Below are 26247 nucleotides of genomic sequence, written 5' to 3'. Positions count from 1 at the left end.
GGTGGCTGGTCCGCAGCCGCCCCGTCCGCTCCGGGGCATGGTCAGCGGCCGGTGGCCGTCGGCGGCGAGTCGGTCGTGGTCAGGACCACCTTGGTGGCCTCGCGGGCGTCGAAGAGGGCATACGCCTCAGCGGCCGACGACAGTGGGAGGCGGTGGCTGATCACCATGGTGGGGTCGATCAGCCCGGCGCGGATCAGGGCGAGTACCGGTTCGCGGACCACCAGCGGATCGCCGACGACGAAGCGCAGCGTGGCCTCCTTCGCGAAGGCGGTGTTCGAAGGAAAAGGTGCGGCGTCAGCGTGGTGTACGCCGATCGCCGCGACGGTCCCCTTCGGGGCCACCGCGTCGATGGCTCCGCGCAATGCGGAAGGACTGCCGACAGCCTCGATGACGGCGTGTGCGCCCCACCCGTCGGTGAGCTCCCGGGCCGCCTGGGAGAGTTGGTGCGGCTCGACGACCCGGCCGACCGGGCTGTTCCGGCGACGTGGGTCAGGGTCGGCCAGCACCACCTCAGCCGCCCCCGCGACCCTTGCGCAGGCCGCCGCGAGAACACCGACCGGGCCGGCCCCCACCACCGCGACCGTGTCCCCCGGCCGTATCCCGGCGGCTCGGACTCCCGCGTACGCGGTGCTCAGGATGTCCCCGACGAAGAGCGCCTGCTCGTCGGAGACGTCCTCGGGCGTGGGGTGGAGGACGACATCGGCGAACGGGACGCGGACGTACTCGGCTTGGCCACCGTCAACTGCCGCCCCCACCAGGGTGGAAGAGCCGAAGAGTCCCGCCGAGGCACAGTGGTAGTGCATCCCGCGCGCGCAGGCGGCGCAGCGTCCGCAGGCGATGACGTCGGAGGCGAAGACCCGCTGACCGACCACATAGGGCACCTGCTCACCGGTTTCGACGACAGTACCGGCGAATTCGTGCCCGAGGACGGTCCCCGCCTCGAACTGCGGCAACTCCCCGCGGTACGGGTGGAGATCGGTGCCGCACACCGCGGTGGCGGTCACCTTGACGATCGCGTCACGCGGCCCGGCGAGAGCGGGGATCGGACGGTCCTCGATGGCTATCGTCGCGGGTCCGCGGTAGACGACCGCCTTCACGAGATCGCCCCCTCGACGCGGACCGGGGCGTTGGCCGAGACGGTTTCCCGCCCCGGCCCGCGGGCCGGGGCGCGCGTGGTGTCGTGCGGGAGCACGGTCCAGTCCTTGGGATTCAGCGAGACGCGATGGCAGGCGGCCACCAGCCGGATGTCAGAGGTGACCGGGCGGTCGCCGTGGTTGATCACGACGGTGCCGCTCCGGCCCCAAACGACTTCGAGGTCGGGTTCCGAGCAGGTGACGCCGGGGCGCACCCCGGCCAACTCGGCCAGTCGCAGGTAGAACTTGTGCCAGGCGGTCGCCGTGAGCGAGCCCGGTCGGCGGAACTGCGACTCCACCGGCAGATTGGTGAAGACGACACGGCCACGGCCGACGCGTTGGACCGCCATCGCGGGTGATCCGTCCGGGTAGACGGCCAGGACGTCGCCGGTGGTGACGGCCATCGACGTGGGCTTCATGACGTCGTGGTGCCACATGACGGGCCATCGCAGGTCGCCCCAGCACAGGGCCTGTTTGCCCCGGTCGTCTAGTTGGTAGTCGGTGATCTCGGCGCCGACCATGTCCGCGCCGGGCAGGCCGTGCAGATGGTCGCCGAGGGACAGGTAGACGGTGGCCCCGCCTTCCGCGTACCGCCGCAACGCGTCCAGGTCGTCCAGCGTCAGTTGTGCGGGTGCCGGGCAGATCACCAGGTCGACGCCGGTCCGCGGAGTATCGCCGACTGTCGCCGCCACCACCTCGAAGTCCAGGTGGGCGCGCTTCAACAACAGGTAGGAGTGGAAGGTGGGGACGGTGCTCCCGGCCGCGTCCAGGTAGGAGTCGCCCTGCCCGCGCATCCGCCGAGGCAGGAACAGCGCGACGGGTGCCGGCGGACGGTCGATCGACAGTGCCGCCGCCTCGTCGAGCACGCGCCGGTACACGGCCATCGCGGGTTTCGCAGTGCCGTCCAGCGTGTGCAGCCCCGCGAAACGCTCGGCAGGGCGCTCGCGGTACGGCTCTGCAGTCGAGGCGATGTCCTGCCAGCACCAGACGAACAGGCCGTTGGCGCCCGCCGCCAGCGCGGAAGCGGCCGCGGCTCCCAGATAGCTCGCGGCGGTTCCGGAGCTGACGCCGTAACTGCCCAACTCGTCGAGCAGCGCTGGGCGGTAGGCCGAAGCCACGCTGACTAGGAAGGCCGGGAGACTGGTGGCCTTGTACGACAGGGTTGACTCGATGCCGCCGGGGGTCCACGGTGGGAATCCGTGCACGCCGGCCAGGTCGAGCTCCGCCTGGTTGTCGCAGCCGTACGGGCCGTTGCCGAAGACGGCCGAAGAGTCGTTCGCCTGTAGGACCAGTGCGTCCGGCGACTCGTCGCGGATCGCTGCGGCAAGTCGGCCCTGCCACGATGCCACCTGGTCAGGGGTCAGGGTCGCCGCCCCGGCCGGATCGATGTTCCACAGCTCGTCGCCGAGATCGTAGGCCAGCACGTTGTCGTGTCCGCGAAGGGTGCGGGCGACGGCGCGGACGTAAGCGTCCTCGGCGGCCAGCATGGCTGGATCCCGCCAGATGCTGCGGCCTTCGCGCCACGGGAGGTCCAGGCGCTGCCCGTTCATCCAGATCGTCAACAGCGAGAGGACGCAGGCGAGTCCAGCCTCCCCGGCCGCGGCGACGGCGGCCTCCAGCCGGGCCAGGACGGCGTGGGACACCGTCTGCTCATCGGGCATGAAGTCGCGCCAGAACAGGAAGAACCGCACGGAGTTCAGCCCCGCGGCAGCCATCCGGTGGAAATCGTCGCGCACCGCCGACTCGTTCCAGTCGCTCCACCAACGGCAACCGGCGTCCGAAGGGTGGTAGTCGACGCCGAACGCCACGAAGGGCGCTCCGTCGCGGCGCAGCCGGCCCCCCGACACGGTGAAGGTCACTGGTGGACCCTTTCTGTTGCGGGCCCCAGTTGGGCGCTCGTGGTTAGATGCCGGTGAGAGCCGGGGTGACGGCCCGTGGTGGTCGCCCTTTCAGGGCCCGCATGACACTGCCGCCCCCGGCTCTTCCGGAGCTGTCGACCGGCAACAGAGGGACGCGCCACAGAGCGCCAGTCAGTGACCGCCCGGTGATCAGCTTCGTCACCGGCCTGTCGCTGATAGGCACGAGGAGAGCTGTGGCACTTCCCGAGAGCGAGCACTATGTCGGCATCGACTGGGGATCGGCCGAGCACGCGGTCTGCGTGTTGGACGAGTCCGGCCGGGCCCGCGCCGAGTTCACGATCGCCCATACCGCGGTCGGCTTTGCCGAACTGGCCCGCAGGCTGGTGAAGTTCGGCGAGGCGGAGAACATGCCCGTGGCGATCGAGCGACCGGACGGGCGCCTGGTGGACGTGCTGCTGGAGGCCGGACACCCGGTGGTGCCGGTGAAGTCCAATGCCATCAAGGCATGGCGGGACGCCGAGGTCCTCTCCGGCGCGAAGTCCGACCCGGGTGACGCGCTGGTCATCGCCGAGTACCTGCGGCTGCGGCACCACAAGCTCAGCGCCGCCCGCCCGTTCTCCCCGCAGACCAAGGCCCTGCGCACGGTAGTCCGCACCCGCGATGACCTGGTCCGGCTGCGGGTGATGGCCACCAACATGCTCAGCTCGCTGCTGGATGTCTTCTGGCCCGGCGCCAAGCACGTCTTCGCCGACGTCGAATCGCCGATCGCGCTGGACTTCCTCACCCGCTACCCGACCCCGGCCTCCGCCGCGAAGCTGGGCGAGAAGCGCATGGCCGCTTTCTGCATCAAGCACGGCTACTGCGGACGTCGCAGCCCGCTCCAGCTGCTGGAACGCCTGCGGGCGGCACCGCCCGGCGTGACCAGCGATCCGGAGACCGACGCCGGACGCGACGCCGTGATCGCCCTGGTCACCGTGCTGCGCACGCTCGGGGCGGTCAGGAAGGACCTCGACCGGTCGGTCGACGCCCACCTCGCCCAGCATCCCGACGGGCATACCTTCGCCTCGCTGCCGAGGGCCGGACGCGTCAACGCCGCGCAGATCCTGGCCGAGTGGGGCGACTCGCGCACCGCTTACGACGGCCCGGACGCCATCGCCGCCTTCGCCGGTGTCGCCCCGGTCACCAAGGCGTCCGGGCGCCATCGGAGCGTGTCCTACCGCTGGGCATGCAACAAGCGCCTGCGTACAGCCATGACCAACTTCGCGCACAACAGCCGTTTCGACAGCCCCTGGGCCGCCGACATCTACCAGCGCGCCCGCAAACGGGGCATGGATCATCCTCAGGCGGTCCGCGTCCTGGCTCGCGCCTGGATCCGCGTGATCTACCGATGCTGGCTCAACTACGAGCCCTACGACCCCGCCAAACACGGCGGAGCCTCGCGCTTCACAACCTCCCCACCGCCCACTCAAGCGGCGTGAGGTTGACACAGGGGGTGTCATGCGCCGGCCTCTTCCGCCGCGAGGGCCTCGGCGAGCCGGTCCGCCACGTACCCGGCGTCCGACGTATCGAGCTTGGCGTGCAGCGGCAGGGAGAGCAGGCGGTCCGCAACGGCCTCTGTGTGCGGCAGGTGTTCCAGCCCGACCGTGGCCTCGCGCAGGCCGTGCGCCTCGGGCGCGCCGTGGCGGTAGTACGTCATCAGGTGCGTCGGCGGGTAGTGCACGGAGGTCGGCACGCCGACCGAGCGCAGCCGGTTTCTGACCCGGTCCCGGTGGTGGCCGCGTGGCAGCAGGACCGGGAGCAGGTGGTGGGCCGCGGAGTCGTCCGCGCGGCTGGCGAACGGCACTTCGAGCTCCGCGATGCCGACGAGGGCGCGGTGATAGGTCGACACGAGGTCGCGGCGCCGTGCCCGATCCTTGTCGAGCTTGGCGAGTTGGACCCGGCCGATGGCCGCGGCCAGTTCGGTGGGGCGGTAGTTGAGGCCGGCCGAGGCGATGTCGTAGCCGGCCGAGCCGGACGCCGTTCGGCTTCGGGACGAGCCGTCGATGCAGTGCGAGCGCATGCTCCGTACCCGGGCGAGTACCGCGGGCTGCTTGGCGAGGACCATTCCTCCCTCGCCAGTGGTCATGTTCTTGGTCGCGAAGAAACTGAAGCACCCGATGTCGCCGATGGTGCCGAGCATGCCGCCGGGCCGGGAGACCAGCGGGGCGTGCGCGGCGTCCTCGATGACGCGCAGACCGTGCCGCCGTGCCAGGGCCACGAACTCCTCGATGTGCGCCGGATGACCGCCGTAGTGCATCACGACGATGGCCCTGGTCCGAGGGGTGATGAGCCGTTCGACATCGGATACGGAGACGGTCAGGTCCGCCACTGACTCGATGTCGGCGAACACCGGAACGACGCCGTGCAGCGCGCAGACCGCCGCAGCCGAGACGAAGCTGAGGGAGGGCATGATCACCTCGTCGCCGGACCGCAGGTCCAGCGCCAGGACGGCCAGGTGCAGCGCGGCCGTGCCGCTGCTGACGAATACGGCGTCCGCCGATCCCGCGGCCGCGGCGAACTCCTCCTCGAACGCACGGACTTCGCGGTCCGCGGACAGCCACCCGGACCGGAGGACGGCGGACACGGCGGCGGCCTCCTCCTCGCCGATCGTGTTGTCCGCGAACGCCACGTCGCGTCTGGTGTCATCGGGTGCCATGGAACATCGCCTCCGGTGTGCGTGGGATCGCATGCGTGATCACATCGGCAACGCGGGACCAGGTCATCTCGGTGTGCACGCGCCGCAGGCCCGCCGCGCCGAGCCGCTCCCGCGACCGCGAGTCGGTGAACAACCGGATCAGCGCGGCCGCTACCGCGGTCGGCTCGGGGTCGACGATCAGGCCGTCGACCCCGTCCCGGACGACCCCGTGCGCGCCCGGGAAGGCACCGCTGACCACTGGGCGCCCGCATGCCCACGCCTCGACGAACACCAGCGGGAACACGTCCGCGCTGGTCGGCAGGCACACCACGGACGCGGCAGCGAGGGCGTCGTGCTTGGTCTGGCCGTCGACCAGACCGAGGTCGCAAACGTTCGGATGGTCCCACGGCGGGGCGTCCCCCTGGGGCCCGGCCACCACGAAGGTCGTGTCCGGGTGCTCGCGCCAGACCGCCGTCGCGGCGTCGCGCAGCACGTCGTATCCCTTGGTGGGTATCCGGCGGCCCAGGAACAGCGCCATGTCCCCCGTGATGCCGTGACGTTCGCGGAAGCCCGCGGGGTCGGCGACGCCGACCAGGTCAGGGGCCTGCGGAATCAGACGGAGGCGGTCGGGCTCGACGCCGCGGTCGCGCAGCATGGCCGCTTCGTGGTCGGTCAGCGCGAAGACGCGGTCGGCGGCGCGGCAGAGCATCGCGCCCACCGCCGCGTCAGGCCAGAGCTGGGGCGTGGATGCGGGGGTGAGCAGGAACGGTGTGCCCGTGTCGGTCGCGTACCGGTGGGCCATCACGACCGGTTCGGGCGTGGCGAGGTCGTAGGCGTGGACCACGTCCGGCGGTGTGGCGGGCCAGTCGGCCGAGGTCTCCACGAGGAACACCTCGTGGCCGGCTGCGGTCAACGCCTCGGCGGTGCGCACCGCCATGGTCTCCGAGCCGCAGGTTCGTCCAGGGCCACAACGGTGCGAGACGGTGGCGATGCGGCTCACCGGGACTCCGCCCGGTACCAGTCCAGCATCTCCCGCAGCCCCTGTTCCAGCGGCACGGTCTCACGCCTGCCGAGGGCGCCGTGCAACACGGCGACGTCCGGGAGCCGGCGCTCGGGGGAGCCGCTGGGCGAATCGAGGATCTCCACCTGCGGGGAGACACCCGCGAGTTCGAACAGCAGCCGGGCGAGGTCGACGATCTGGATTTCGCGGGTGTTGTCGCCGATGTTGGCGACCACCGGCTCGTCACCGGGCAACCGGGTCAGCGCCCGGGTGGCCGCCACCGCGTCGTCGACATGGCAGAAGGCACGGGACTGGTAGGCGCCGTAGATGCGGAAGGGGTCCTCACCTTGCTGAATCCGCCCGATGAACTGGGGGATCACGTGCGAGTGGCCCATACGGGGGCCGTACACGTTGAAGTAGCGGCCGATCCGCACCCGTGTCTGCCCCGCCCTGTACCACAACATGCTCTCGGCGACCGCCTTGCTCAGCGCGTAGCTGGCACGCGTCGAACGCGGCTGGGCCAGTACGAAGGGAACGTCCTCGGGGGTGGGGAATGGCGCCAGGCCCGACTGCGCGGCGCCGTCCGCGAACTCGCTGGTGGAGCTGAGGAAGACAGTGTCGGGACCGGCCTTGTCGCACCAGTCGAGGAGGTTGCTGGCAGCCAGCACGTTGGTGCGCAGCACCCGCTGCGGGCTGTCGGCGGTGCGCTGCACGCCGACCACCGCCGCGAGGTGGTAGACGGTGTCCACGTGCCGGGGAAGCAGCCCAGGTGGGATCGGCTGCGTCAGGTCGTGGCGAACGAGCGTGGCCCGCCGCGCGAGCCGCGCCAGGGTCTCGTCCTGCCTGCCGCGCGAGAAGTCGTCGAGCAGCGTGACCTCGACGCCCTCTTCCAGCAGCCTGCGGGCGAGATGCGCGCCGATGAAGCCGGCTCCGCCAGTGATGAGTGCGTGCTCAGCCACGGCCCAACCTCAAGTACTCGACGCCGGCGGTGCTGGCTAGCGAGTGCTGCCACATGCCCCACATGTCGAACACGACGGGGGACGAGGCCAGCAGTCCGGCCACATCGGGTCTGTCGTAGCCGGGATGGTCCGACAGGAGCAGCACGGCGTCCGCCTTGCTGAGGCCGTCTGCGAGTTCGGACGGCTCGAAGCCCATGGCGGCGATCCGGTCGTCGCCGACCACGAAGTCGTGCCCGATCAGGCGGGCGACTCGGCCGGCGAGGATCGCCTGGGTCGGTGTCGCGGCTGAGCCGCGGACGTCGTCGGTCTCGGGTGTGCCTTTGTAGGCGATGCCGCAGATCATGACGGTGGCCTCGGCGAGGTCGCGCCCGCGCGCGGCCAGCGCCCTGAGAACCCGGTGCACGGCGTGCTCGGGAACGCGTTCGTTCAGCGCGCGGGCCGAGGCCACCATGTCGGCCTGGTGCCCGGCCCGGCGGGCTGCCGCAAGCAGCATGTAAGGGTCCTTCACCAGGCAGCTGCCACCGACGAACCCCGGCCGGGAGATGTCCGGACGGGGATAGCGGAGGTTGGCGGAGGCGATCACCTCGTTCGCGTCCAGCCCGAGCCCCTCTGCGATCATGGCGACCTCGTTGCCGAAGCCGTAGATCACGTCGGTGTGCGCGTTGCACACCAGCTTGGCCATCTCGGCGGCTTCCATGCTGGAGACCGTGATCTGGTCCGGCATGACTGGGGCGAGCAGTTGGCGGGCGGCGGCCGTGGAGCGCTCGTCGAGACCGCCGATGATCTGCGGTAGGGAACGTATCTCGGCCAGCGCGGTGCCCTGGATGGTGCGTTCGGGGCAGAAGGCGAGCAGCGGCGCGGGCTGGTGCGCGGTGAGCCGGGGCAGTACGACGTCGCGGCACGTGCCGACGGGCACCGTGCTGCGGATGATCACCGGACAGTTCTCGTCGACGAGATGCGCGAACATGTCGACGGCGGCCCGCAGATGGGCCAGGTTGGCCTGGTGGGTCTTCGGCTCGGGCGGGGTGCCGACACACACGATCACCGCTCCGGGCCGCGCGTCGGGCAGCGCGTCGACCACGCTGAACCGGTCGACGGTGTCGGCCAGGAGCTCGGGCAGCCCCGGTTCCCGGAAGAGGGGGGCGCCGGCCTGGATCGCGGCCCGTACCGTGGGGTCGTTGTCGATGCCGACCACCCGGGAGCCGGCGGTGGCAAGGGCGGCCGCCAGCGGCAGCCCCACGTATCCCAGACCGATGACCGCGGTATAACCGTCATCCGTGTGTCGTTCGGTGACCACGGTGGTCCTCGCTTTCCTAGTTCTCAGGGCGTCTCAGGCAAACGGGATGGAGCAGCGGATGGCAGTTCCGCGAGCAGCCGGGAGAGGTCGACCTTGCCCAGTGCCGAGCGGGGCAGCCGGGTCACGAAGTGCACCCGCGGCACCTCGTAGCGGGCGAGCCTGTCCCGGCAGTGGGCGGTAATCCGCGCGGCGTCTTCGGCCGGGGCCACAACGGCGGCGTGTACCTCCTGCTCACCGGAAGGACTGTCCAGCGCGAACACGTGTACGTCCCGCACCGCCGGATGCGCGAGCACGATGCGCCCTACGCGCGCCGGGTTGACCTTGCGGCCACCGACGTTGATGAACGTGTCCTTACGCCCCGTCAGGTACAGGACGCCTTCGTCGATCCGCGCCAGGTCACCGATGGCGTAGCCGTCGGCCGCGCCGGACGGTGTCACACCACCGGGTTCGAGGTAGCCGGTGAACATTGTCGAGGTCGTGACCACCAGCCCCTCCGGGCGGGCCTGCCAGGTGACACCGGGGGCGGCGATGCCGACGGCCTGTGCGGGCCACGGCTCGGCCCGGGGTGGCTGGAAGGCGATGATGCCGGTCTCGGTGCTTCCGTACACCTGGCTGACCCGCAGCCCGAGGGTCCGCTCGGCCGCGTCGGCAAGGTCCGCGGACAGCGGGCCGCCGGAGGAAAGCGCAAGTCGTAACTGGTGGTCCGGGGGCGGCGGCGCGGCGGCCAGGAGCCGGTAGACCAGGGGCGTGCCGAGCATCACGGTGACGCCGTCCGCGAGGGCACTGTGGACCGCGGTGAGGCTGAACGTGTCGAGCAGGACGATGCCCGCGCCGGACAGCAAACCGGCCACGACTCCCCCGACCATGCCGAAGGAGTGCGCCTGAGGCACCGTCAGGAGGATCCGGTCGACCGGCTGGTAGTCGAAGATCTCTTGGTAGATGGCGCCGCCCCGGCCGATCGACGCGGCTGTGTGGCGCACGATGCGCGGCTCGCCCGTGGACCCGGAGGTCAACTGGTGGACGGTCGCCGTGCCCGCGGTGGCGGGCCTGGACGTCTCCTCCTGCGGGCCCGACAGCAGATCGGCGTAGCTGTACCGGGCGAACGGCAGGTCCGCGGACGCGCTGCCCGTGGGGTGACCGGCATCGTCACACATGATCAGCGCGCCCACGTCCACCTGTCGCAGGACCGAACGGGGGTCGCCCAGGTGCGAGTTGTCCCGCTCAACGCAGATCACGTCCGCGCCGGCGCGGAGCAGTCCGAGTAGTACCGCGACGGCGTGGGCGGAGTTGTCCAGGACGAGGAGGACACGAGCATGCTCCCGCGGCAACCGCACGCCGCTCGCCGCCTTCTGCACCAGGGTGACGAGCTGACGCCAGGAGGTGTCGGTCCACGCCCCCCGGGAGAAAGCGCGCACGGCCACCGCGTCCGGTCGTTCCGCCGCATGCCGCTCCATGGCGACCAGCAGGTCGTTCATGTCCCTTCGCCCGTGATGCCGACGGGTTCCGGCGCGAGAAAGGCGTGGGGATCCGCGAGGTACTCGTTCCGTGCGGCCTGGTAGCTGTCCGGCGTGCCGATGTCGTGCCACCGTTCGGTGAACGGGTACGTGCCTACGGAGCTGCCCCGCTCGAGGAGGGCCCGTATAAGCGATGGCATATCGGCCGGTTCGTCGGCGGGGATCGACGAGTGCACCTCTGGATTCACCACGTAGATGCCGGCGGAGACATCGAACGACAGGGTCGGCTTCTCGCGGATGGCCCGTACGGTGCCCTGGTCCGCCACGTCCAGCACGCCGAAGGGCACGGCGATTTCACGGCGCTTGGTGGCGATCGTGAGCGTCCGGTCGCTCTCCCGGTGCGTCCGGTAAAGGCGAGCGAAGTCCAGCGAGGTGAGGATGTCGCAGTTCACGACGAGCGCCGGCACGCTCCAGTCGGGCACGAGGCGCAGCGGACCCGCCGTGCCCAACAGACCTGGGTCACGGCAGTAGTCGACACGCAGCCCGAACTGCTCACCGTTGGTGATTTCACGCTCGATCGCATGGCCGAGGTGTGAAACGCAGAGGGTGACCCGAGTGGCACCCGCCTGACGCAGTTGCAGGAGATTGATCTCCAACAACGGGCGATCGCCAAACCGCATCAGAGCTTTGGGGGTGTTGGCGGTCAGGGCCCCCAGCCGGGTGCCCTTGCCGCCAGCGATGACAATCGCGTGCATGTCCCTCCGATCCGGTGGGCCTGCTGATCTTCGGGATCAATCTCACGCCGTCGCTTCCCGGCATCCAACCACCAGGAGTTCGATCGAACGGCCTGGACAAATTGCCAGGGCCGAACCGGTCGATTGCCCATGCTCGGGCGGGGATCTAACGTGGCCGAAATGACGGCTGCCGACCATGTCGAAATCTGGACCATCGCCCTGCGTCCGGCAGCGGCTGCCTTCCCCCGGCTCACGGCTCTGCTGGATGACAGGGAACGAGCACGGTGCGAGCGGCTGCTCGACCCGGTGAGCCGCAGCCGGTACACGATGACTCACGCCGCAGCCCGGCTGATACTCGCCGACCTGTTGAACGTCCCACCCGAGCAGGTGCGTTGGCGCTTCGGGCCGCGCGGCAAACCCGAGTTGGCCGGCCTGGCGGACAGGCGGCACGTCAGCCTGAGCCATTCGGGCGGCCTGGCGCTGCTGGCGGTCGCCGATCGCGAGGTCGGCGTGGACATCGAGCGGATCACCGGCCGATGGGACCTCAAGCCCCCGGTCCGGCTCTTCCCCGCCGCAGAGGCGGCCGCCGTCAGGGCGGCGCCCCCGGCTGCCCGCGCCCGGCTCTTCGTGCGCCTGTTCACGCGTAAGGAAGCGTGTGTGAAGGCCGCCGGTGCCAACCTCCTGCCGCACGGCATCCGACTCCCCACCCTGGGCGAGGCACCCCTGCTGGTCTCCGGTCCGCAGGGAGCGGGTTGGCGGGTGCGGGACCTCTCCGTCGCCCCCGGCTACGGCAGCGCCGTCGCGCTCTGCGGACCCGGTGGCTTCACGGTCGGCCTACGCCGGTGGTCCTTCGGATAACCGCACCTTTCGGCGTCCTTGCGGAACCCTCCAAACACCCGGCCGCACGCACAGCCGACCGCCGTCGAGCGGGCCCAGGTGACGGCGGCCGCGTGCGCTCTTCCAGCGACCGAGTACGCGCCGGGACGCGCTCACACCAGGCCCTCGTTCATCGCCATGATCACTGCCGTGGTGCGGTTGGGCGCACCCAACTTGAGCAGTATGGCCCCCACCAATCGCTTCACTCCGTGCGCGGAGATCCCTAGCGACTTGGCGATCTGCTTGTTGCTGTAGCCCTGGGCCAGCAGGCTGAGGGTCTCCTTCTCCCTGCTCGTGAACGCGACGGAATGCCCGTTGCACTGGCGCAGTTTCCCTCGACTCGCCGCCAGCAGTTCGCGGGCCAGACCGGCGGGCATGGGCATCTCGCCCAGAACGGCACGCCGCAACGTGTCGTCCAGTGTGGGCACGGTGGTCTCAGCCAGCGAAATGACGCCGTCGCAGGGCAGGTCGCCGGGGAGCGATATGTCCCTGCTGTGGATGTCCTCTCCGATGAGCAAAACGAGCGGCCGACTGCCTCCGCACGTCAAGTCGTTGGCCGCAATGCGTTTCCACTCGGGCAGTGTGGCGATTATCAGGCGCGCGGGGTCATGGTCACGCTCCGGCCACACGGAGGGCAACTCGCGTTGACCCACGATGGTTACGCGTGAGATTTGCGTCAGCAGTGAGGTGAGCCCCCGCAACAACACCTCAGTCTCCACGAGAATGGCAACGTCGAGCTGTACGGCTGCCTTGAGGTGACTGGAGCTTTGCACATTCATGTCCTTTGGTCCTACTGGTGTGTTCGGGCCGGATCGAAGAACTTGGCTTTCACCGCGACGCAGGCTTGCGCGACATGACGATTCCGTTCTCCTCGGAGACGGTCCGATAGCCGAAGTCGCGGTAGGCGGCGAGCATGCGCGAGGTCTCGCCCTTGACGCACGGCGACTTGATGGTCGGGTCCCTGCGCTCGACGACGACCCAGGCGGGCAGTTGCCGGGGCAGGTTGGCCGGAGAGGTTCCCGCGACGCCGGATCCCTGGCAGACCAGACTCACCGCGGACGCGATCGGTCAACAGTGGAGCGAGCCGGTTGGTCAGGGCGGCCGTGCCCACGTCCGGGCTCCGGTCGAGGAGCCGAGCTGGGGCGCCGAGTGCGCCCCCATATCCGATCAGATCGCCCACCACTTCCCCACTTCCACTAGGTATCTAGTTGAATAGTGGCCATGGCCCTGCTGATGTTGTCAAGCGGCGCCGGACCTACGGACGCGACAGCGGACTAGAGTTCACTAGATGACTAGGGAAAATGGGCGGGCAGAGCAGACGAAAGGGGCGTGATGGAGTACCTCATCGACCGGCACAGCGGAGTCGCCACCTATCTGCAGATCGTCGAGCAGACGAAGCGGGCGCTGCGGCTGGGATTCCTGCACCCCGGGGAACAGCTCCCCACCGCCCGCGAGGTGGTCGAGGCAACCGCCGTCAACCCCAACACCGTGCTGAAGGCGTACCGCGAGCTCGAACGCGAAGGACTGGTGGAGAGCCGCCGCGGGGTCGGCACGTTCGTGCGGCAATCGCTCGGCAAGCCGCAGGCGACCGCGGACTCGGCCCTGCACGCCGAACTGACGGACTGGATGCGGCGAGCACGTGCGGCAGGGCTCGACCGGGAGGACGCGGCAGCGCTCATCGCCTCCGCGCTGGACAGCTGGTTCCCCGTCACGCCCGCCACCGCGGCGGGACACCGGGCGGGGGACGCTGGATGAGCGAGGCGTCCCACGCCGCCGAGGACTCGTTCGGTCACCCGCCCGGGACGCCGACGCCGCTTACCTCGTACGACGGCGTCCCGGCCCTGGAAGCCATCGGGCTGGGCAGGTTGTACCGTCGCCGTCGCGCGCTGTGGGACTGCTCGTTCCGGATACCCACGGGGCGCATCTGCGGCCTCGTGGGACCCAACGGCGCGGGCAAGAGCACGCTCATGGCGCTGGCGGCGGGTCTGATCCGGCCGACAAGCGGAAGCATCACGGTCCTTGGTGAGCCTCCCGGCACCCCGTCGTCGCGTCGGCGCGTCGCCTACCTGGCGCAGGACAAGCCGCTCTACCCGCGTCTCACCGTCGCAGAGACCCTGCGGCTGGGCCGGGAACTCAACCCGGGATGGCGCCAGTCGACCGCCGAGCACGTGGTGCGTCAGGGCGACTTACCCCTGACCGCACGCGTCGGCTCCCTGTCCGGCGGCCAGCGCACCCGGGTCGCGCTCGCGCTGGCTCTGGCCAAGCAACCGGAACTGCTGCTGCTCGACGAGCCGATGTCCGACGTCGACCCTGTCTCCCGGCGTCAGCTCACCGGTGCCCTGATGGCCGAGGCCGCCGAACACGGCACCACCGTGCTCATCTCCTCTCATGTGCTGCGTGAACTGGAAGGCATCTGCGACTTCGTGCTCCTCCTCGGCGCGGGCAGGACGCTGCTGGCCGGTGAGGTGGACGAGATACTCGACCGTCACCGGCTGCTGGTGGGGACACACGACGCCGAGGATCCGCTGCCTGAGCCGGAACTGCACGACGCGGTGGAGGTGCGGCGGTCAGGGCGACAGCTGACCGCCCTGGTGCGCCCGCTGGTCGGGGTCGCCGACGGGTGGGAGGTGGCGGCGCCATCCCTGGAGGACGTCCTCATGTCCTACCTGCGCTCACCCGAGGCGCCCCCTTTAATCACCGCAAGTGCACGCGCGGCCACCATCCGCGACACAGCGAGGAGGGGTCGGTGAGCCTCAGTGCACTGAGCTCGTCCGGCGGCGGATTCGGCGGTTGGGCGCGGCGGCTCTGGCGCGGCTGCGGCGCCCGGCTGTCGGGCGTGGTCTGGGTGAGCGCTCGCCAGGGCCGGACGGTCTTCGGTGCAACCCTGGCGACGCTCACCGTGGTCTGCGGCTGGCTGACCTATCAGGGCCACGAGGTCAGCTCCTACGTGACCGCACACCACCTTCAGGGCTGCACCATCGGCTACGAGCCCTGGCGTTGCGAAGGGACTTCGGCTGCGGTCTCGGCTTTGGACGACGCCTACGGCAGCACCGTGGAGAGCACCGGTCTCGTGCTGATAGCGCTACCGCCCGCGCTGGGGCTCTTCTGCGGGGCGCCCCTGCTGGCGAAGGAACTCGAAAGTGGCACATACCAGTTTGCATGGAGTCAGTCGATCTCCCGCACTCGCTGGCTGGCCGGGCGGCTGGGCGTGCTGTTCGCCGTCACCCTGGTAGGCGCCACCATCCTGGCGGTGGTCTCTACCTGGTGGGTGAACACCGTCCTCGGCCGGTTCCCGGCCTACTACCACTGGTACACGGGGATGTCCCGATCGACCTCCGGACCAGTCGTGGTGGGCTTCTGTCTACTCGGGGTCGCGCTGGGCGCGGCCATCGGCCTGCTCGTGCGGCGGACGGTGACTTCCATCGCGGTGACCGCGGTCGTCATGAGCGGCTTGCGGGTGCTGATCGACCGGCTACGGTTGGCGTTCGTGCGGCCGGAGACGATCAGCGCGCCGGTACATCTCGTAGCGGTCGGCCCGGAGTCACCGACCGGACTGTCCGCACTCCTCGCCCCGGCGCTGCCCCCCGACGCCACCTTGGTGGACAACGGCTTCCTGACCGCGGGCGGACTACGTATCCCGCAACCGACCGACATGAACAGCACGAGCGGCAGCGACCAGCTGTCCTGCCCATCGAACGAGCCGTTGTGCCTGGCCCACCAGCACGAGGTCGTCCGGGCCTACGCCGACATCCACTCTGCCGCTGCCAACTGGCCCATGATGGTCACGGAAACCGCGATGTGCCTGGTCCTGACGATGCTGCTCACCGCGTTCTGCTTCGTCTGGATCCGCCGCGTGCCCTGACGGCCGGGCTCCGGCCCGTGGGTCGGCGCCACAGTCAGACGAGCCGTTGGCGGCTGCGCAGGAGGACGAACGCCATGACGGCGCAGGCCATCGCCAGCAGTACCGCCGCCCCGGACCACTGCACCGTGAACATCCGTGAGAGCGGGAGGTATTCCACTGACCAGCCGACGACGTGGTCCTTGGCCAGGCAGGCGGCGTGGGCCTTGCCTGGCGGTTCGGAAGTACAGGTGCTCCAACCTATGGTCCTGCCCGAGCTGGTCAGGAAGGACTGGTCGGTCAGGTACGCCCCGGGCGGCAGCCGCAGGGTGGGCGCTGCAACGCCGTCGTGAGTGGTCACCGTGGCCACAGTGCCGAGGCTGAGCCGGAAGTAGCCCCACAGGAATTGCACGACGACGGCGAGGCCGAAGGTAACCACCATGGCCATCAGCACCCGACGCAGCAGCATGCCGATCGCGACGCCCGCGACCACGGTGAACAGCGTCAGCGAAGTGGGCATCGGGCCGGTGCTGTCAATCACCGGATCGTCGGCCCACGATAGGACCGGGGTCGCCTTGACCGGTCCACACCACCAGCCGAACGCAAGGGAGAGGACCATGGTGCAGACCACCACCACGCAAAGGGTGATGCCGAGTTTGGCGGAGAGCCAGCGGACACGGCTCACGGACTGAGAGGTGACGAGCTTCACCGTGCCGTTCTCCAGGTCGCCCGCGAGCAGCGGCGCACCCACGAAGACGCCAAGCAGGCCGGGGACGAGAGCGACGGCGTAGCCGCTCTGGTGCAACGACTGGATGTGCGGTGTGAAGCCCTGGATCCAGTCGTCCGACTTCGGATGAGGCCAGCTGTACAGGTCGAGGTACTCCATCATCCGGGCTCGTTGGAAAGCGATCCAGGCGACGCCCGCAGCGGTGGCGGCGATCATCGTCCAGAACGTCGCCCGGTGCTGACGCCAGATGAGCCAGGTCACGCCCCGCAGTCGCAGGCCACGGGCCGCCCGGAGGGAAGCGGTTGTCGTGCTGCCGGTCCGGATGGTCATGCCGCCACCACCCTTGCGCCGCTCGGGTCGGCGACCCGGGCGCTCCAGGTCAACAGGGTCGGCGCCTCCGCGGAGCGCAGATATGCGAGGACCGGCTCCTTCAGGTTGGGTGTGCCCGTCTGCCAGTCACCGCCGATCGGCCCTTCACGATGCACGACTGCGGTCAACTGCCGTGCGCTGGTGCGCCCTTCGACGGCGGCATGACGACCGAGCTCGGCGAGGATGCCTTCGTCGGTCCGAAGGCCGGTGAGTAGAGATTCGTCCAGCAGGAGCAGGCCCGGGCGCTTGCCGAAGGCGACCGCGAAGGCGACCCGGGTACGCTGCCCCCTGACAGGGCGCCGACCTTCGCGTTGAACAGCACGTTGCCCGCCCGGACGAACTCCTCGGCGGCCCGCTGGTCCCAGCCCGGGGTCAACTCGCGGCCGAGGCGCAGCGTCTCCTCCACGGTGAAGCGGCGGAAGTGCGGCTTTCCCTGGTTGAGGAAAGTGGTGCGGCGGTCGGCCGCCGCCGACTCGGGCGCCGCGCCTGAGACCCGAACCGCACCGACGGTCGGCTCCAGCAGGTTGGTCGTGAGTCTCCAGCAACGTTGTCCTCCCAGCCCCGTTGAGGCCGACCAGCCCGCAGGTCCGGCCGGCAGGCCCCTGGCGACCCGTTCCATCGCTCACTGTGCTCCTCTTTCCCCGAGGTCATGTCCGCCACCCCCATTCAACTGCTTCATTAGTGCAATAGGGAGGTTCTTTCAACCTGGGGTTTTCGTGGGCAAGTTGGACGGCTGCGCAACGGACAAAGCTCCTGGCAGATGGGTTCTCGACCAAGATCACCCCTGTCGGCCCGGAGCTTCGGTGCTTGTCCACCCGTCGTCGATCGATCTGTCCAGCCGCACCCTGCGTACCTGACCGGGCAGCTCCGTGCCCGGCACCGCGAGATCGGAACACGCTGGCGCAGACTGCCGGTTGGCCGTCAAGCCATGCTCGCCCTGGCCCTATGCCGTTCGGAAACCGAGGGCTTTGCGGCGGGGTCGGGATGACGGTTGTGTCGTTGCCAGCGAAGACGGCGCCGAAGGCGGCGGTGAACTTCGCGTCGCGGTCGCGGATGAGGAACCGGCCATGGACAGAGTGCGGACGCAACCGACACGGTCGGGTGCTTGTACGTCCGACAGGACACAATCGGCGACGGCCGGCTGCCAGATGGCCAGGCCACCGAAGTCGCGGACCACGCACCACACCTTGGCGACCTGGGCCGGGACGACAGCGCTGGCGAATGCTCCGGGCATGAAGGAACTCCGGTTCCGAGGTCGAGGAAGCTGTCACGCTGCCGTGACGGCTTCCTTGACGTGCCCGGGATGAGGACGGCAGAGACGACATCGGAGTGCGTCGGCAGCGCGGTGACTGGAGACAGCACCGACGCTACGAGCGCGGGCCGCGGGCGTGGGAGGGTGTGCTGCGGCTATCCGTGGATGCGTGCTCGGCTGTCATGTTCGGATGGGTGCAGCGCACCCACGCCCCGGCGTCCGTCCGCGATTAGCGTGGCTGTCATGGAAAGCGTGAACGAACTCGGCGACTACCTGCGAGCCCGCCGGGCGGCGGTCGCGCCAGCCGATGTCGGCCTGCCCGACGACGGGTCGCGGCGGGTGCCGGGGCTGCGGCGGGATGAAGTGGCGCTGCTGGCCGGGATGAGCACGGACTACTACATCCGGCTGGAGCAGGGCCGTGAGCGGCACCCGTCCGAGCAGGTGCTGCGGGCGATCGCCGGGGCCCTGCGGCTGAGCGACGCGGCGGCCACCCATCTCTTCCGGTTGGGCCTGTCCGTCTTCGAGACGGCGGCTGCCACGACCAGCGTCGCTCCGCAGTTGCTGCGGCTGATGGACGGCATGCGTGAAGTGCCGGCCTTCGTGGTCGGGGCGGCGCAGGACGTGCTGGCGGCCAACGCGATGGCGCGGGAGCTGTACGGAGGTTTCGCCCGGTACGACAACCTGCTGCGAATGATCTTCCTCGATCCCTTCGCGCGCGAGTTCTACGCCGACTGGGACCACGCCGCGCGGATCGCGGTGGGCAACCTGCGGGCGTCCTCCTCGCAGTTCCCGCAGGACGAGCGGATCGAGCGGGTCGTCGGCGAACTGAGCATGCGCAGCCCCGCGTTCGCGGGCCTGTGGGCGCACTACGAGGTCCGTCCCCGTACGCACGAAGACAAGCACTTGCGGCACCCACAGGTGGGTGAGATGCGTCTGCACTTCGAGGCACTCGCCGTCACCAGCGCCCCCGGACAGCACCTGTCCGTGTACAGCGCGGAACCCGGCAGCGCCAGCGCCGACGCCCTGGTCCTGCTCGGCCAGCTGTCCGAGCAGGAAGTGGTCCTGACGGACCACGCCACGCCCGCAGAAGAAGGAGAACCCCGATCATGACTGCGTCGCTCTCCGACGCCGCCGGCACCTTCGAGATCGCGGGCAAGAAGGTCGCCCGTCTCGGTTTCGGCGCCATGCGCCTGACCGGACTCGGGGTGTGGGGTGAGCCCGACGACCGTCAGGAGTGCGTGCGTGTGGTGCGCCGCGCCGTCGAACTCGGCGTACAGCTGATCGACACCGCGGACTCCTACGGCCCGTATGTGAGCGAGGAGATCATCCGGGAGGCGATCCATCCCTACCGCGACGACGTGCTGATCGCGACCAAGGCCGGGCTGACCCGCAACGGACCCGACGTGATCAGAACCGACGAGGGACTGGTGCGCCTCGGTCCAGCCGCGTGGCCGCCGGTGGGCCGCCCCGAATACCTGCGCCAGCAGGCCCTGATGAGTCTGCGCCGACTCGGCGTGGATCACATCGACCTGTTCCAGTTGCACCGCATCGATCCGAAGGTCCCGTTGGAGGACCAGGTCGGCGAACTGAAGAGGCTCCAGGACGAGGGCAAGATCGTCGCGATCGGACTGTCCCAGGTCACTGTCGACCAGATCCAGCAGGCCCGCACGATCGTGGAAATAGCCACCGTGCAGAACCGCTACAACCTCACCGACCGCAGCTCCGCTGACGTCCTGGAGTACTGCACCCGCCACGGCATCGGCTTCATTCCCTGGGCACCGGTAGCCGCGGGCGAGCTGGCCCGCCCCGGCGGCCCGGTCGACCGGATCGCGACCGCCCACCACGCCGGCCCGTCGCAGGTGGCGCTGGCCTGGCTGCTGGCCCGCTCCGGCGTCGTCCTGCCCATCCCCGGGACCTCCAAGGTCGCGCACCTTGAGGAGAACCTGGCGGCGGCGTCCCTGAGGCTGAGCGACGCGGAGGCCGACGAACTGACTGCCGCAGCGTGACAGCCGCCCCAGGAAGGCAGATCTCCTGCTCCTTCACACCGTGAGCCGGCTGTTTCCCCGCCTCCTTCTCCCCCTCCCTGTCCCCACCGAAGAAAAGACGCTTGCCATGCTGCTGCCCTCCGACGAAGCGGGCCGAGGCCGCCCCGTCGTCCTGCTGCACGCCCGACCCACCGACCGCACCATGTGGGGCGCCCACCTTCCCCTGCTCGCCGATGCGGGCCTGCGGGCTATCGCCCTGGACCTGCCCGGCCACGGCGACGCGCTCGTGCCCGCCGACCGCGAGGTATCCCCCTGGACGGACGTACTCGACACCCTCGACCACCTCGGGGCCGACCGCTTCGTCCTAGCCGGGAACTCCCTCGGTGCCCTGGTGGCACTCCAGGCCACCGTCACAGCGCCCGAGCGGGTCGAAGGCTTGGTGCTCGTCGGGTATCGGCCCCACGACCAGCCAGCCTCTCCCCGTCTGCAAGCCGCCTGGAACGCCGAAAGAACGGCGCTCGCCGCCGGCGACCTCGACGCAGCCGTGACAGCCGGCGTCGAAGCGTGGACCTCGGCCGGCGCGACCGACGACGTACGCGCGCACGCGGCCCGCATGCTCCGCGGCCAACTCACCGAACAACTCGCACACGGCGAGCCGTCTCAGGCGGCGGACCCGCTCGTAGAGGGAACGGCGGGGCTGCGCACGCTGACCGTCCCCGCCTTGGTCGGTGTCGGTGAACACGACATGCCCGACTTCTTCGAGGGTGGCGAAGGACTGGCCCGGGACCTGGGCGCAGGCGAAACCGTGGTCATCCCCGCCGCGGGGCACCTCGCGCCGCTGGAACAGCCCTCTGCGTTCTGCACCCTGCTACTGGACTTCGTCCGCCATCTCCCGGAGCAGTAACGCTGAACCGCGCACTCCGAGGTGGAACCCCCTCTGCCGAAGGACCAGGTGGCCCCACCATCCCAGGACCCTCTCGGCAGGCCGGGAGGCTCGATGCGGTCTGTGCCGGGTAAGTGAGGAGGTCCACTGAGCAGGCGTGGGGACATCCCCGAGCAGGGAGTGGCCGCTTTGAGCTTTCCGGGTCTCGCCTCGCTGACAGGCGCCCGAGTCCTGGCGGAAATCGGCGATGACCGGGCCCGATTCGCCCAAGGCCCGGCGCATCCACATCCTCGGCATCACCGCCCAACCCACGGGCGAGTGGGTGGCCCAACTTGCCCGAAACCTGCTGATGGACCTGGGAGACAGAGCCGGGTGCTTCCGGTTCCTCATCCGTGATCGCGACGCCACGTTCACCGCCACCTTCGACGCCGTCTTCGCCTGCAACGACACAACTGTCATCCCGACCCCACCGCAGAGCCCACGATCGAACGCATTCGCCGAACGGTGGACAGGCACAGCACGCGCCGAATGCACCGACCGACTCCTCATCACCGGCGAACGACACCTGCGCACTGTCCTCGGCGATTACACCGAGCACCGCGGCGCCCGGACCGTTCTCTGCGTGCAATGATCGTTACCATTGCGAATGGTCACCTGTGTGCGGAGAAGGGGTCGATCAATGGCAGCAGACCGGACCAACAACTCCCACCAGCCGCAGACGCTCGCGCAGCTCACCGCAGTGGACCTAGTGGGCCCAGTCAGCGCGACCATCCGAGACGACGCGACGCTGTGGGAGGCGTTGGAGCGCTTCTTGCTCCACCACACCCGGCACCTGGCCGTAGTGGACTCGTACGGCCGTCATCGCGGGGTCCTGTCGGACGGGAACCTACTGCTGGACGAGTCTCTCGACGTCCCATCCCTACGGCATCGCCGGGTCAGCGACGTGAACTGGCTGGACCGGCCCACGGTGGGACCGGACACGGGGATCACCAGGATCGCGGAGCTGCTCACTCTGTATGAGTGTGACGCCCTGCCGGTCATCGACCACCACGGACAGATGCTCGGTGTTGTCACGCGCGCCGACGTTGTTCGAGCCCTCGCCGATCACGGCCCCCTGGCTCCAATTGAACAGCGGTGTTGAGCCTGTGGCGCTTGGGGCTTGCCAGTAGAAGGATCTGAAAGGAACCGCGATGACGGCGGCCGTCACCCTTCGCCGACCCCGACCGTTTCGTTCCGGAGCGTCCCGACAACCAGCACCTGGGCTTCGGCAGCGGTGTGCACTACTGCTTCGGCGCCCCCCTTGCTCGCTTGGAGACACAGATCGCGCTCACCGAACTCGTGCACCGGCTTGACAATCCGCGCCTGGTCGAGGATCCACCTCCGTACCGCCGAAGCGCGGTTCTCCGAGGGCCCCGGCGTCTCGATATCGCCTTCGACGGCCTCAGGGGATAGCCCCGCCTCGGATCGCCCACTGTGACGTGCCGTGTCAGCGCGGGCGCTCAGGGCGGCGCCCTGGGGGTTGGGAGGGCTCTGGCAAGGCGGTCGGCGGTTTGAGGGGACGGCTTTCCACGGTGCCGCGGGAGACGGTCACGATCTGTCCGTAGTGCTGGATCTTGATCGGTTCTCCCTCTGCCAAGGTGTATGAGGCGTGGGAGCCGGTGATCTCAACGCGCAGGCATCGCTGCCGGACGTGCACGGAGAAGGCGAGGCGGTTGAGTTTCTCAGGCAGCCGGGGGGTGAAGTGCAGGGTGCCGGCGCGCCAGCGGACGCCGCCGAATCCGCATACCAGGGTGATCCAGCTCCCGGCGAGCGAGGCGATGTGCAGGCCGTCCCGGGTGTTGTTCTCCAGGTCCGCCAGGTCCATCAACGCTGCCTCGCCCAGGTAGTCGTAGGCCAGTCGCAGATGGCCGACCTCGGCCGCCAGGGCGGCCTGGACGCAGGCGGACAGGGAGGAGTCACGGACCGTCAGCGGTTCGTAGTAGGCGAAGTTACGGGCCTTTTGTTCCTCGTCGAAGGCGTCGCTGAAGATGTACATGGCCAGCACCAGGTCCGCTTGCTTGATCACCTGTTTGCGGTACAGGTCGAAGTACGGGAAGTGCTGCATCAGCGGGTAGTCGTCGGGACCGGTGTCAGCGAAGTTCCACGCCTGGAGGTCGGTGAAGCCCCGGGACTGCTCGTGCACTCCCAGTGCGTGGTTGTACGGCAGGGTCATCGCGTTCGCGGCATCTCGCCATACCCTGGTCTCCTCTTCGTCAACGCCAAGTGCTGCCCCCTGTTGCAGGTGGCGTTCGGCTGTGTCGGCGGCGGCGCGTAGGTTCGCCTGGGCCTGGATGTTGGTGTAGAGGCTGTCGTTGGCGAGCGCACTGTACTCGTCGGGCCCGGTTACGCCGTTGATGTGGAAGCCGCCGTGCGGGTCGTAGTGGCCCAGGGAGAGCCACAGCCGGGCCGTCTCCACCAGGAGCTCCACACCCGTCGCTCGCTCGAACTCCTCGTCACCGGTGATCGAGACGTAACGGACCACGGCATTTGCGATGTCGGCGTTGACGTGGAAGGCGGCGGTTCCCGCTGGCCAGTAGCCGGAGCACTCGGCGCCGTCGATGGTCCGCCACGGGAACGCGGCGCCCTTCAGGCCGAGTTGCCGGGCGCGGGCACGCGCGGCGGGCAGGGTGAGCTGGCGCCAGCGCAGTGCCTCGGCGACGCAGCGTGGATAGGTGAAGGTGAGCATCGGTAGGACGAAGATCTCCGTGTCCCAGAACGCGTGCCCGTCGTAGCCGGAGCCGGTCAGGCCCTTGGCTGGGATCGCGCGATGTTCGGCCCGGGCGGCGGCCTGCAACACGTGGAAGAGCGCGAAGCGGACGGCCTGCTGGATCTCCGGGTCGCCGTCGACCTCGACGTCCGCGTGGTTCCAGAAGTCGTCCAGGAACTCGCGCTGTTGGCGGACCAGTCCTTGCGAACCGGCGCTGCGCGCTCCGGCGAGTGCGGCGTCTACTTGATCACGGAGGGCTGGCAGGGAGCGCGTTGCCGACCAACCGTAGGAGACCAGCTTCTCCAGCCGGAGGGTCTCGCCGGGCTTGAGGGTACTGATGACGGTGAGCCGGGCGACATCGTCGATGCTCTCGCTGAAGGTCTGGGTGTTCGCCGGTCCCTGCACCATGTGTTCGGCGGCAGCGGCGATCAGCAGGCCGCTGCGGGCGGTTCGGTGCACCAAGCACAGTTGCATGCCGCGGGTGGCGTTCTCTTCCGGCCGCAACGGGGATTCCAGTGCAGCGGCGACCCGCGGGTCGCCGCTTAGATGAGGCACAGGCTCGTTCGCGACGAGTTCGGACTGGACGACGAGTTGTACCTCGTCGTCCAGCGGTTCCACCTCGTAGGCGATCGCAGCGATGGCCCGATGGGTGAAGGAGATCAGACGGGTGGAGCGGACGCGGATGGTCTTGCCCGTCGGCGAGGTCCACTCGCACATCCGGTGCAACAGTCCGCTTCGCAGATCGAGCACCCGCTCGTGGGCGTGGAGCTGCCCGTACCGCAGGTCCAACTGCTCGTCGTCGACCATGACGCGGATGAGCTTGCCGTCGGTGACGTTGATGACCGTCTGCCCGGACTCCGGGTACCCGTAGCCAGCCTCCGCGTACGGCAGTGGATGCAGTTCGTGGACGCCGTTGAGATAGCACCCCGGCAGGCCGTGCGGCTCGCCCTCCTCGAGGTTGCCTCGCCATCCTATGTATCCGTTGGACAACGCGAACAGCGATTCGCTCTGCGCCAGGACGTCCCAGTGGAGAGTGGTCTCGCGCAGGCACCAGGGCTCGACCACGTAGGCGGAATGGTTGATCATGTTCGGTCCTCCGGCAACCGAGCCCGGTCCTTGCGGCCATCTCGACACGAAGTGGCATCGCTGATGCCTGTCAGGCGCGAGGCGATGGCCGGCTGAGTTTCGTCAGGGGTGGTCCGTTTCAGCGCGGTGCGGCGGGATCGCTCCCGCGCGGCGCAGGTTCTCGATTCCGGTTGCGTCGAAGCCGAGATCGCGGAGAACGGACTCGGTGTGTTCGCCCAGGCCCGGGGCGGGACGCGGGCTGACTTTCGGTTCCTGCTCCAGCCGCACGGGACTGTCTATGGTCAGGTGCGCCCCGCCGCTGCCGTCATCGATGGGAACGAGGATCCGGTTGGCGATGAGCTGGGGGTCTTCGGCGCATTCTTCGAGCGTCTGGACCGTTCCGTAGGTGATGTCGGCGGCGTCGAGCAACGCACGCCAGTCGGCGAGGGGTCGGGTGGCGAACGTCTTGTCCAGCAGGGCGGCGATCTCGGCCGCGTGGGCGCGGCGGCTCGGGGTGTCGGCGTAGTGTGGGTTCTGCGCCGCCTCGGGGTGGCCGATGGCTTTGAGGAACAAGGGAACCTGCTTGTCCTCGTTGACGAAGGCCAACAGCAGCCAGCGGTCGTCTGCGGTGCGATACGCGTGGGCGAGCGCGTTGGGCGGGTTCAGGCGGTCGATGGGGCGGGGGTCCTCCGCGCCGTCGAGCACGGCCTGGAGCCACACACCTTCCGCCCATGCGCCTTCGGCGATGAGGGAAGCGGTCACGTGTGCGCCCTCGCCGGTCTTCTCGCGGCGGTACAGCGCCGTGACGATCCCGGCGTACAAGGTGATCGACGTGGCGTGGTCGCCAGAGCCCGCCACGTTGAGCGCTGGAGGTGCGCCACGCTGGCGGGTCACGTCCATCAGGCCGGTCCGTGCCCAGTACGCGGTCGCGTCGAAGCCGGGCAGGTGTGCGTCCGGTCCGGTTTCACCGAAGCCGGTGACGTCCGCGTAGATCAGCCGGGGGTTGAGGGGGGCGAGATCTGCGTACTCCAGGCCCAGCTTGGCCCGTGTTGGTGGCGGAAAGTTCGTCACCAACACGTCGGCCCACCGCACCAGTTGCTCGACCACGGCTCGCGCCTGTGGGCACTTGAGGTTCAGCTCGATGCTGCGTTTGTTGCGATTGGTCAGCTGCCATGCGTAATTGCTGCCTTCGACCTTCGGATTGGGCGGCATACGGCTGAAGGCCCGGTAGGTGTCCCCGGCGTGTGGTGGTTCAACCTTGACGACGTCGGCTCCGAAGTCACCGAGGACGGTGGCCGCAGCGGGGGCGGCGATGAAGCTGGCGATATCGACGACGTGCACTCCCTCGAACAAGGGCGTGTTCCCCATGGGTGCCTCCTCCTTCCTGGTTTTCGAC

General features: G+C 69.3%; 25 protein-coding genes and 4 pseudogenes. 12 read left to right on the top strand and 17 right to left on the bottom strand.

The genetic code is table 11. The annotated features are described in order from the left end of the window. Positions 1-41 precede the first annotated feature (41 nt). Entirely contained in the window at positions 42-1097 is a 1056-nt protein-coding gene (locus P3G67_RS26230; protein WP_276095713.1) for an alcohol dehydrogenase catalytic domain-containing protein, read from the bottom strand. Then, positions 1094-2992 carry a cellulase family glycosylhydrolase gene (locus P3G67_RS26225; RefSeq protein ID WP_276095712.1) on the bottom strand — a complete coding sequence of 633 codons (1899 nt, stop codon included), beginning with the start codon at positions 2990-2992 and terminating at the stop codon, positions 1094-1096. The genes P3G67_RS26230 and P3G67_RS26225 overlap by 4 nt, the downstream gene beginning before the upstream one ends. Positions 2993-3225: 233 nt before the next feature. Between P3G67_RS26225 and P3G67_RS26220 the strand changes: the two genes are divergently transcribed. Then, entirely contained in the window at positions 3226-4470 is a 1245-nt protein-coding gene (locus tag P3G67_RS26220) for an IS110 family transposase (protein WP_276095711.1), read from the top strand. A gap of 17 nt (positions 4471-4487) precedes the next feature. Here P3G67_RS26220 and P3G67_RS26215 read toward each other — a convergent pair whose 3' ends face one another. From P3G67_RS26215 to P3G67_RS26190, 6 genes are read right to left on the bottom strand one after another with little or no spacing between them, the layout of a single operon-like run. Next, positions 4488-5687: a DegT/DnrJ/EryC1/StrS family aminotransferase gene (locus tag P3G67_RS26215; RefSeq protein WP_276095710.1), complete on the bottom strand. Its 1200-nt coding sequence runs from the start codon at positions 5685-5687 to the stop codon at positions 4488-4490. Next, a complete protein-coding gene (locus tag P3G67_RS26210; protein WP_276095709.1) occupies positions 5674-6666 on the bottom strand; it encodes a glycosyltransferase family 4 protein in 993 nt (330 codons plus the stop codon). Before P3G67_RS26210 ends, P3G67_RS26215 begins: the two co-directional genes overlap by 14 nt. Next, positions 6663-7625 (bottom strand): NAD-dependent epimerase/dehydratase family protein, encoded by a 963-nt coding sequence (locus tag P3G67_RS26205; RefSeq protein WP_276095708.1) that lies wholly within the window; start codon positions 7623-7625, stop codon positions 6663-6665. Before P3G67_RS26205 ends, P3G67_RS26210 begins: the two co-directional genes overlap by 4 nt. Continuing rightward, entirely contained in the window at positions 7618-8922 is a 1305-nt protein-coding gene (locus tag P3G67_RS26200) for a nucleotide sugar dehydrogenase (RefSeq protein ID WP_276095707.1), read from the bottom strand. The genes P3G67_RS26205 and P3G67_RS26200 overlap by 8 nt, the downstream gene beginning before the upstream one ends. A gap of 23 nt (positions 8923-8945) precedes the next feature. Beyond that, the gene (locus P3G67_RS26195; protein ID WP_276095706.1) at positions 8946-10397 is read right to left on the bottom strand and encodes a class I adenylate-forming enzyme family protein; all 1452 of its coding nucleotides are present in this window, start codon (positions 10395-10397) and stop codon (positions 8946-8948) included. After that, entirely contained in the window at positions 10394-11131 is a 738-nt protein-coding gene (locus tag P3G67_RS26190) for a sugar phosphate nucleotidyltransferase (RefSeq protein ID WP_276095705.1), read from the bottom strand. Before P3G67_RS26190 ends, P3G67_RS26195 begins: the two co-directional genes overlap by 4 nt. A gap of 159 nt (positions 11132-11290) precedes the next feature. Between P3G67_RS26190 and P3G67_RS26185 the strand changes: the two genes are divergently transcribed. Further along, a complete protein-coding gene (locus tag P3G67_RS26185) occupies positions 11291-11968 on the top strand; it encodes a 4'-phosphopantetheinyl transferase family protein (RefSeq protein ID WP_276095704.1) in 678 nt (225 codons plus the stop codon). A 131-nt stretch (positions 11969-12099) separates the two neighbouring features. On the opposite strand, the gene P3G67_RS26180 is transcribed toward P3G67_RS26185, so the two are convergent. Continuing rightward, entirely contained in the window at positions 12100-12765 is a 666-nt protein-coding gene (locus P3G67_RS26180; protein ID WP_276095703.1) for a helix-turn-helix transcriptional regulator, read from the bottom strand. Between the two features lie 49 nt (positions 12766-12814). After that, positions 12815-13039, bottom strand: coding sequence for a hypothetical protein (locus P3G67_RS26175; RefSeq protein WP_276095702.1), 225 nt, complete (start codon positions 13037-13039; stop codon positions 12815-12817). A 279-nt stretch (positions 13040-13318) separates the two neighbouring features. Between P3G67_RS26175 and P3G67_RS26170 the strand changes: the two genes are divergently transcribed. Genes P3G67_RS26170 through P3G67_RS26160 form a run of 3 tightly spaced genes read left to right on the top strand, consistent with a single transcriptional unit; the run spans position 13319 to position 15848 of the window. Beyond that, positions 13319-13741 (top strand): GntR family transcriptional regulator, encoded by a 423-nt coding sequence (locus P3G67_RS26170; protein ID WP_276095701.1) that lies wholly within the window; start codon positions 13319-13321, stop codon positions 13739-13741. Continuing rightward, entirely contained in the window at positions 13738-14736 is a 999-nt protein-coding gene (locus P3G67_RS26165; protein WP_276095700.1) for an ABC transporter ATP-binding protein, read from the top strand. The genes P3G67_RS26170 and P3G67_RS26165 overlap by 4 nt, the downstream gene beginning before the upstream one ends. Continuing rightward, complete coding sequence (locus P3G67_RS26160) at positions 14733-15848, top strand: hypothetical protein (RefSeq protein ID WP_276095699.1); 1116 nt, start codon at positions 14733-14735, stop codon at positions 15846-15848. Before P3G67_RS26165 ends, P3G67_RS26160 begins: the two co-directional genes overlap by 4 nt. Positions 15849-15882: 34 nt before the next feature. Here the strand turns inward: P3G67_RS26160 and P3G67_RS26155 are convergent, their stop codons facing one another. From P3G67_RS26155 to P3G67_RS36155, 5 genes and pseudogenes are all read right to left on the bottom strand, one after another. After that, positions 15883-16881, bottom strand: coding sequence for an ABC transporter permease subunit (locus tag P3G67_RS26155; RefSeq protein ID WP_276095698.1), 999 nt, complete (start codon positions 16879-16881; stop codon positions 15883-15885). Then, positions 16878-17048 carry a hypothetical protein gene (locus tag P3G67_RS35895; RefSeq protein WP_313881321.1) on the bottom strand — a complete coding sequence of 57 codons (171 nt, stop codon included), beginning with the start codon at positions 17046-17048 and terminating at the stop codon, positions 16878-16880. Before P3G67_RS35895 ends, P3G67_RS26155 begins: the two co-directional genes overlap by 4 nt. Further along, entirely contained in the window at positions 17045-17539 is a 495-nt protein-coding gene (locus P3G67_RS26150; RefSeq protein WP_313881319.1) for a hypothetical protein, read from the bottom strand. The genes P3G67_RS35895 and P3G67_RS26150 overlap by 4 nt, the downstream gene beginning before the upstream one ends. A gap of 337 nt (positions 17540-17876) precedes the next feature. Next, positions 17877-17984 (bottom strand): annotated as a pseudogene (locus P3G67_RS36160) (integrase); the annotation flags it as partial. A gap of 35 nt (positions 17985-18019) precedes the next feature. Beyond that, positions 18020-18154, bottom strand: a pseudogene (locus tag P3G67_RS36155) (hypothetical protein); the annotation flags it as partial. A 261-nt stretch (positions 18155-18415) separates the two neighbouring features. Here P3G67_RS36155 and P3G67_RS26135 point away from each other — a divergent pair. The 7 genes and pseudogenes from P3G67_RS26135 to P3G67_RS26110 form a co-directional block, all read left to right on the top strand. Then, positions 18416-19282 carry a helix-turn-helix domain-containing protein gene (locus P3G67_RS26135; RefSeq protein WP_276095696.1) on the top strand — a complete coding sequence of 289 codons (867 nt, stop codon included), beginning with the start codon at positions 18416-18418 and terminating at the stop codon, positions 19280-19282. Then, entirely contained in the window at positions 19279-20178 is a 900-nt protein-coding gene (locus P3G67_RS26130; protein WP_276095695.1) for an aldo/keto reductase, read from the top strand. The genes P3G67_RS26135 and P3G67_RS26130 overlap by 4 nt, the downstream gene beginning before the upstream one ends. Positions 20179-20284: 106 nt before the next feature. Continuing rightward, on the top strand, positions 20285-21061 hold the full coding sequence (locus P3G67_RS26125; protein ID WP_276095694.1) for an alpha/beta fold hydrolase: 777 nt from the start codon (positions 20285-20287) through the stop codon (positions 21059-21061). Between the two features lie 171 nt (positions 21062-21232). Beyond that, positions 21233-21363: pseudogene (locus tag P3G67_RS36150) on the top strand (IS110 family transposase); the annotation flags it as partial. Further along, entirely contained in the window at positions 21363-21671 is a 309-nt protein-coding gene (locus P3G67_RS26120) for a hypothetical protein (protein WP_391858349.1), read from the top strand. The pseudogene P3G67_RS36150 and the gene P3G67_RS26120, both read left to right, overlap by 1 nt. Positions 21672-21719: 48 nt before the next feature. Next, positions 21720-22181 (top strand): CBS domain-containing protein, encoded by a 462-nt coding sequence (locus P3G67_RS26115; protein ID WP_276095692.1) that lies wholly within the window; start codon positions 21720-21722, stop codon positions 22179-22181. A 53-nt stretch (positions 22182-22234) separates the two neighbouring features. Continuing rightward, a pseudogene (locus P3G67_RS26110) lies at positions 22235-22492 on the top strand (cytochrome P450); the annotation flags it as partial. Positions 22493-22526: 34 nt separating this feature from the next. Here the strand turns inward: P3G67_RS26110 and P3G67_RS26105 are convergent. Together P3G67_RS26105 and P3G67_RS26100 are read right to left on the bottom strand one after the other, a co-directional pair. Then, positions 22527-24872: a glycoside hydrolase family 65 protein gene (locus tag P3G67_RS26105; protein WP_276095691.1), complete on the bottom strand. Its 2346-nt coding sequence runs from the start codon at positions 24870-24872 to the stop codon at positions 22527-22529. A 102-nt stretch (positions 24873-24974) separates the two neighbouring features. After that, positions 24975-26219, bottom strand: a complete 1245-nt coding sequence (locus tag P3G67_RS26100) for a CaiB/BaiF CoA transferase family protein (RefSeq protein WP_276095690.1) — start codon at positions 26217-26219, stop codon at positions 24975-24977. Positions 26220-26247: the final 28 nt, after the last annotated feature.

The organism is Streptomyces silvisoli (assembly GCF_029269905.1).
GTDB lineage: Bacteria > Actinomycetota > Actinomycetes > Streptomycetales > Streptomycetaceae > Streptantibioticus_A > Streptantibioticus_A silvisoli_A.
This window is presented reverse-complemented; position numbering and strand designations above follow the sequence as displayed.